The organism is Pseudophaeobacter sp. (assembly GCF_039971195.1).
In the GTDB taxonomy this organism is placed as follows: Bacteria; Pseudomonadota; Alphaproteobacteria; order Rhodobacterales; family Rhodobacteraceae; genus Pseudophaeobacter.
Genome location: NZ_JBDWPJ010000109.1, coordinates 47007 through 53390 on the forward strand (window position 1 = coordinate 47007; position 6384 = coordinate 53390).

General features: G+C 60.3%; 6 protein-coding genes. 4 read left to right on the plus strand and 2 right to left on the minus strand.

Features of this window, described 5'->3' with window-relative positions:
- Nucleotides 1-98 precede the first annotated feature (98 nt).
- The 4 genes from ABJP42_RS09710 (at nt 99) to ABJP42_RS09725 (ending at nt 4292) form a co-directional block, all read left to right on the plus strand.
- A complete protein-coding gene (locus ABJP42_RS09710) occupies nt 99-1073 on the plus strand; it encodes a glutathione S-transferase family protein (protein ID WP_348340110.1) in 975 nt (324 codons plus the stop codon).
- Between the two features lie 126 nt (nt 1074-1199).
- Entirely contained in the window at nt 1200-2174 is a 975-nt protein-coding gene (locus ABJP42_RS09715) for a threonine-phosphate decarboxylase (RefSeq protein WP_348340111.1), read from the plus strand.
- On the plus strand, nt 2171-3082 hold the full coding sequence (cbiB, locus tag ABJP42_RS09720) for an adenosylcobinamide-phosphate synthase CbiB (RefSeq protein WP_348340112.1): 912 nt from the start codon (nt 2171-2173) through the stop codon (nt 3080-3082). The genes ABJP42_RS09715 and cbiB overlap by 4 nt, the downstream gene beginning before the upstream one ends.
- Nucleotides 3083-3122: 40 nt before the next feature.
- Nucleotides 3123-4292 (plus strand): lytic murein transglycosylase, encoded by a 1170-nt coding sequence (locus ABJP42_RS09725; protein ID WP_348340113.1) that lies wholly within the window; start codon nt 3123-3125, stop codon nt 4290-4292.
- Between the two features lie 122 nt (nt 4293-4414).
- Here ABJP42_RS09725 and ABJP42_RS09730 read toward each other — a convergent pair whose 3' ends face one another.
- Nucleotides 4415-5017 carry a YbjN domain-containing protein gene (locus tag ABJP42_RS09730; protein ID WP_348340114.1) on the minus strand — a complete coding sequence of 201 codons (603 nt, stop codon included), beginning with the start codon at nt 5015-5017 and terminating at the stop codon, nt 4415-4417.
- 3 nt (nt 5018-5020) lie between these two features.
- Nucleotides 5021-6384: chromosome segregation SMC family protein (locus tag ABJP42_RS09735; RefSeq protein WP_490363207.1), on the minus strand; the 1364-nt coding region annotated here is incomplete at its 5' end.

Consider the following 6384-nt stretch of genomic DNA (forward strand, 5'->3'; position numbering starts at 1 on the left):
TGCAGAGCAGCTGCGCGACGGCGGGGATAGGACCAATTTGCATTGCCGCCTATCTTCAGCCTCAGCCTAGCATTCAGCCACACCAAAGAGGACAACCGATGGGACTATTGATTGACGGGATCTGGAAAGATCAATGGTACGATACCAAATCCACCGGTGGCGCCTTCAAGCGATCCGAGGCTCAGTTCCGCAATTGGATCACCGCGGATGGCAGCGCCGGCCCGACCGGCACTGAGGGGTTCAAGGCCGAAAGAGGTCGCTATCATCTCTATGTGTCTCTGGCCTGCCCCTGGGCCCATCGCACCCTGATTTTTCGCGCCCTGAAAGGGCTGGAAGATCATATCTCCATTTCCGTCGTGCACCCGGACATGCTGGGCGAAGGCTGGACTTTTGAGCGCGACGAGCATGGCGCCACGGGGGATGATCTGTTTGGCAGCAGCCATGCGCATCAGATCTACACGCGGGCCGATGCCAAATATACCGGCCGGGTCACGGTGCCGATCCTCTGGGACAAGAAACGCGAGACCATCGTGTCAAACGAGAGCGCCGATATCATCCGCATGTTCAACTCCGCCTTTGACGGGATCACCGGCAATGCGCTTGATTTCTGGCCCGAAGAGCTGCGCGAGCCGATCGAGGCGGTCAATGCGCGGATCTATGACAGCGTCAACAATGGCGTCTACAAATGCGGCTTTGCCACCAGCCAGCAGGCCTATGACGCCGCCATCGGCCCGCTGTTTGACTCGCTCGACTGGCTCGAAGATCTGCTGTCACAGCATCGCTACCTGATGGGCGAGGAACTGACCGAGGCAGACTGGCGGCTGTTCACCACGCTGTTGCGGTTTGATCCGGTCTACCACCTGCATTTCAAATGCAACAAGAAGCGTATCATCGACTACCCCAACCTCTGGGCCTATTGCCGCGAGCTGTATCAGGTGCCGGGAGTCAGCGCGACCGTGGGCATGCAGCATATCGTGCGCCACTACCACTACAGCCATGACACCATCAATCCTCACCGGATCATCCCGGCAAACCCCGACATCGATTGGATGCAGCCCCCTCAACGGGGATAAGCCCCCCGCCGGCCTGTGACCCCTGGCAAATATGAACCACGCTTGCCTTACAGCTGGCTCTGTTTCATATGCAAAGGGAGCAACGCCCCGCAGCGTTGCAACTGTCACAGACACGGAGCCTGTTCCATGGCGGCAAATGGTCCTGAAAGCCGGATAGAAACCGGCGCAACCCAGCGCGATCATGGCGGCAACCTCAGCGCCGCCATCGCGCAATACGGCGGCAATCGCAGCGACTGGATTGATCTCTCCACCGGCATCAACCCCGCGCCCTATCCCTTGCCGGAGTTTGCCGCCTCGGATTGGAGCGAACTGCCGGACAGTGCCGCCAACGAGGCGCTGCAACAGGCCGCGCGGCAGTTCTGGTCGGTGCCAGCCAGTGCCGCTGTTTTGCCTGCTCCCGGAGCTTCGGCGCTGATTGCCCTGCTCCCGAGCCTGCGCCCGGCAGGACGGGTGCGGATCGAGACGCCAACCTATAACGAACACGCCGCCGCCTTTGCCCATCACGGCTGGTCCCTGTCCGGGGATGCCGCAGCCGAAGCGCAGGTCGCGGTGCATCCTAACAATCCCGACGGACGGCTGTGGCAGGACCAAGAGCTGACCGCGCCGCTCACCATCATCGATGAGAGCTTTTGCGATATCTGCCCCGATCAGAGCCTGATCCATCTTGCTGCCAAGCCGGGCGTGATCCTGCTCAAGAGCTTTGGCAAGTTCTGGGGGCTGGCCGGCATGCGGCTTGGCTTTGCTATTGGCGATCCGGTCTTGATCCAACAGCTGGCCCATCTGCAGGGCCCCTGGGCGGTCTCTGGCCCGGCGCTGAAAACCGGCATTCAGGCATTGCAGGACCAGGACTGGGCGCAGCGCAGCCGCCGGGCCCTGGCACGGGATGCGCTGAGGTTGGATCAATTACTCATCTCACGCGGGGCAAAGCTGCAGGGTGGCACCGACCTGTTTCGCCTCTACGAGGTCGAGTACGCCGCCCGCTGGCAGGACCATCTGGCACGGGCCCATATCTGGAGCCGGATCTTTCCCTATTCCAAAAACCTCATCCGCCTCGGCCTGCCGCCCCAATCCGGTTGGGACCGGTTGGAGGATGCCCTGTGAGCACCGCCGAAATCCTGCTGCTGGCCCTGATACTGGATGCCCTTCTGGGGGAGCCCGCCTGGCTCTGGTCCCGCCTGCCACATCCAGCAGTGCTGATGGGCAATTGTGTCTCCTGGCTCGAAACTCGCCTCAACACCGGCGCTTCCAAACGGGCCAAGGGCCTTCTGGCCAGTGCAGCACTGGTGGGTCTTGGGCTCGCACTCGGCTGGTTGCTGTCGCTCTTTGGCCCGATGGTCGAAATTGTGGTCGCCGCCGTGCTTTTGGCGCAGCGTTCGCTGGTCGAACACCTGCGCGCCGTGGCTACTGGGCTGGCGCAGTCCCTGGCCAAGGGACAGCAGGCGGTGGCGATGATCGTCAGCCGCGACACCGCAGGCATGACCGGACCACAGGTGGCCCGCTCTGCCATCGAGAGCGGCTCGGAGAACATGTCAGATGGGGTGGTGGCCCCAGCCTTTTGGTTCTTGCTGGGCGGTCTGCCGGGGCTTTTAGCCTATAAGATGATCAATACCGGCGACAGCATGATTGGCTATCGCAATACCCGCTTTGAAGAGTTTGGCTGGGCCACCGCCCGGCTGGATGATCTGGTCAATCTGATCCCGGCGCGGCTGACGGGTCTGATGATGGCGCTGGTGGGCGGGGGGCTGCGTGACTGGCCAGAGATCGCCCGCGATGCCGCCAAACACCGCTCTCCCAATGCCGGCTGGCCAGAGGCCGCGATGGCCCGCGCCCTTGGCCTGTCGCTGGCGGGACCGCGCTCTTATGATGGCGAAATGCGGCAATTTCCCTGGGTGAACGCCCCAGGTGCCAAAAGCATTTCCGGACCGGCAATTCTGCGCTGCTGTGAGATTCTTTGGCAAACCTGGGCAATGGGAGTGGCGCTGCTGGTTGCTTTTGCGCTCATCTTTTAGCACATACGATGTTTTAGAGCTTCCTTAAGGACCGCCCATCATGCGCATTTTGCCCCTCGCCCTTGCCGCCCTCCTGATGCCGGCGACGGCTTTTGCCCAATGTGGCGGCAGCTTTTCCAACTTTGTAAAGTCCCTCAAATCCGAAGCCGTCACCGCAGGCTATGACACCGCCACCGTCAACGGGTTTTTCCAAGGGGCCAAGCAGGATCCCAAGGTGCTAAGGGCTGATCGCGCCCAGGGGGTGTTTCAGAAACCCTTTATCGAGTTTTCCCGCCGTCTGATCTCGCAAAGCCGCATCAATCGCGGCAAATCGATGTCGCAGAAATACGACAGCACTTTCCGCCGGATCGAGAGCACCTATGGCATTGACCGCGGCGTGCTTTTGGCCTTTTGGGCCTTTGAAACCGATTACGGCAGCTTTCAGGGGGATTTCAACACCCGTAATGCGCTGATCACCCTGGCGCATGACTGCCGCCGCCCCGATCTGTTCCGCCCACAAATCTTTGCCGCCTTGGAGCTTTACAAGCGGGGCAATTTTGACCCCGCCCGCACCACCGGTGCTTGGGCCGGTGAGATCGGGATGGTGCAAATGCTGCCGCAGGACATCCTCGACAATGGAGTTGATGCCGATGGCGATGGACAGGTCAGCCTCAAGACCTCCCCTGCCGATGCGCTGATGTCCGGCGGCAAGATGCTATCGCATCTGGGCTGGCAGGCTGGGCAGCCCTGGCTGCAGGAAGTCACCATTCCCCAGGGATTGGATATGTCCAAATCCGGCACCGATACCAAGCTATCGGTCCAGGACTGGCAAGCCATGGGGCTACGCGCCAAGGAAGGTTCCTTGGCGGCTGGCAATCTACAGGCTTCCTTGCTTTTGCCCCAAGGCCACAAGGGGCCGGCCTTTCTCGCCTACCCCAACTTTGACGTCTATTTTGAATGGAACCAAAGCTTCACCTATGTTCTGACCGCCGCCTATTTTGCCAATCGGCTGGAGGGCGCATCGGTCTATGCCGCTGGCAATCCCGATCAGGGGCTGAGCGGCGCACAAATGAAGCAGCTGCAGCAAAAGCTGCAGGGCATGGGACATGATGTGGGCAAAATCGACGGCATCCTGGGCGCAAAAACCCGCGCCGCCGTGCAGCAGGAGCAACAGCGCCTTGGCCTGCCTGCAGATGCTTGGCCAACCCCGGCTTTACTACAGCGCCTGTAATCAGAACCAAAGGTCAAACGCCGCAGAAAACCTCAAATGAAAAGGGCGTGACATCTGTCACGCCCTTTTTTCTGGTTACTCCTACCTTCGCACTTCGAGGTCAAAGCACCCGGTGCAGGGATTTAGTTGTAGCCGATTACTTCTTCGAAGTCGCCCATCAGGCGCGACCAGAGACCAACAGTTTCGGCAAAATCATCAGCATTGATCCCACCGTCACCCATATAGAGGTCCATCTCCAGTTTGGTCGAACCGGAGTCGCCCACATAGGCGCGCACCCAACGCTTTTCGGCGTTGAAAGTGTTGACGGTTTTCAACCGCACGCCGCCGTCTGTTGCATAGCCAGAATAGAACTGAATGGAGTCACAGTTGGTATTGTCATGACATCCGTAGAAAAAGATGGTGAATTCACTGCCATAATGGATGACGTTCAGCTGTGGGTCGCCCACATTATCTTCCAGCAATTCAACGTCAGATCCTTCATCCAAGAAAAAGTTCTGGATGCTGCTGGCGTCGCGGGCCGTCAGGTTTTGCGCCTGTGCGGCAACTGGAGCAATCGCAAGTGCGGCAACCGCAAGAATTTTGGTCAGGTTCATAATATCCTCCAATACGTTTTTGTTAACTTTGGCCTTAATGTTCTTTTGTCTCAATACAAAAGCGTCCCTGCTGCAAACAAGGGGGCGGTTTTTCCCCGTTTTCCCCTGCACCAAAGCCTTTTGGTTGCGCACAGACTAGGCCACCAAGGCCTCGGCCTTTTTCAAATCCACTGAAACCAGCTGGCTGACGCCCTTTTCCTGCATCGTCACCCCAAAAAGCCGGTCCATCCGCGCCATAGTCACAGCGTGGTGGGTGATGATCAGGAACCGGGTTTCCGTCTGGCGACACATCTCATCCAACAGATCACAGAACCGGGTGACATTGGCGTCATCCAGCGGCGCATCCACCTCGTCGAGTACACAGATCGGCGCCGGGTTGGACAGGAAGACCGCAAAGATCAGCGCCATGGCCGTCAGTGTCTGTTCGCCACCTGAGAGCAGCGACAGGGTCGAGAGTTTCTTGCCAGGCGGCTGGCACATGATCTCCAAGCCGGCATCCAGTGGGTCATCGCTTTCGACCATCACCAGATTGGCCTCACCCCCGCCAAACAGATGGGTGAAGAGATTGGCAAAGCTGGCGTTTACTTCCTCGAAGGCTGTTAACAGCCGTTCCCGCCCCTCGCGGTTGAGGCTGGCAATGCCGCTGCGCAGGGTCTTGATCGCCTCTTCCAGATCCGATTTTTCCGAGACCAGCTCATCATGCTCGGTCTGGATTTCACGGGCATCCTCTTCGGCGCGCAGGTTCACCGCCCCCAAGGCATCGCGTTGCCGCTTGTGGCGATTGACCTCTGCCTCCAGCTCTTCGGCGCCTGGCATCTGGTCCGGGCTGACCTCCAGCCGTTCCAGCAGGACCTCTGGACTGCAATTCTGGTCTTCGCTGATCCGTTCGGCGGTATGGGCAACGGTTTCGCGCGCTGCCTCACACAGCGCCTCAGAACGCGCCCGCGCCTCACGCCCTTCCGAGGCAAGCCGTTCCGCATCCCGTTCGATCTGCACCAGTTCACGCAGGGCAGCTTCGGCCGCAATCAGCGCTTCTGAGGCCTCGGTCTTGCGTCCCTCTGCGTCCGCGATGGCTTCGCTCAGCTCTTCGCGCTTTTCGGCAATCTCGGCCGGCACCGCATGGGCCTCTTCCAGCTCCTCCTGCGAAGCCTCGCGCCGTTCGGCCAGTTCTTCGATGCGCCGCTCTGCGGTCTCCAGCCGGTGCCGCCACCCGGACAGCTCCTTGGTGACCTGCTGGGAGCGTTTGGTGCGAGCTTCCCCCTCGCGGCGCAGCTCATCATGGGCCGAACGATGGGTCAACATGGTGATCCGGGCGGCCTCGACCCCCTGTTTGACGTCCTCAACCCCGGCGCGGGCCGCGTCCAGATCGCCAAGATCCGCCTGCGCCGCCTCGGCCTCTTTCAGCTGCAGGCGGGCATTCATCGCATCCTCGCTGTGGCGGGCCACAGCAATGCCCAAGGTCTCCAGCTTGCCCTCGGCCAGATTACGTTCGGCCTCAG

Bases quoted from the DNA above. Each gene is read 5' to 3' on its own strand.
- ABJP42_RS09725 (WP_348340113.1), top strand. From the start codon at position 3,123: ATGCGCATTTTGCCCCTCGCCCTTGCCGCCCTCCTGATGCCGGCGACG.
- ABJP42_RS09715 (WP_348340111.1), top strand. From the start codon at position 1,200: ATGGCGGCAAATGGTCCTGAAAGCCGGATAGAAACCGGCGCAACCCAG.
- ABJP42_RS09710 (WP_348340110.1), top strand. From the start codon at position 99: ATGGGACTATTGATTGACGGGATCTGGAAAGATCAATGGTACGATACC.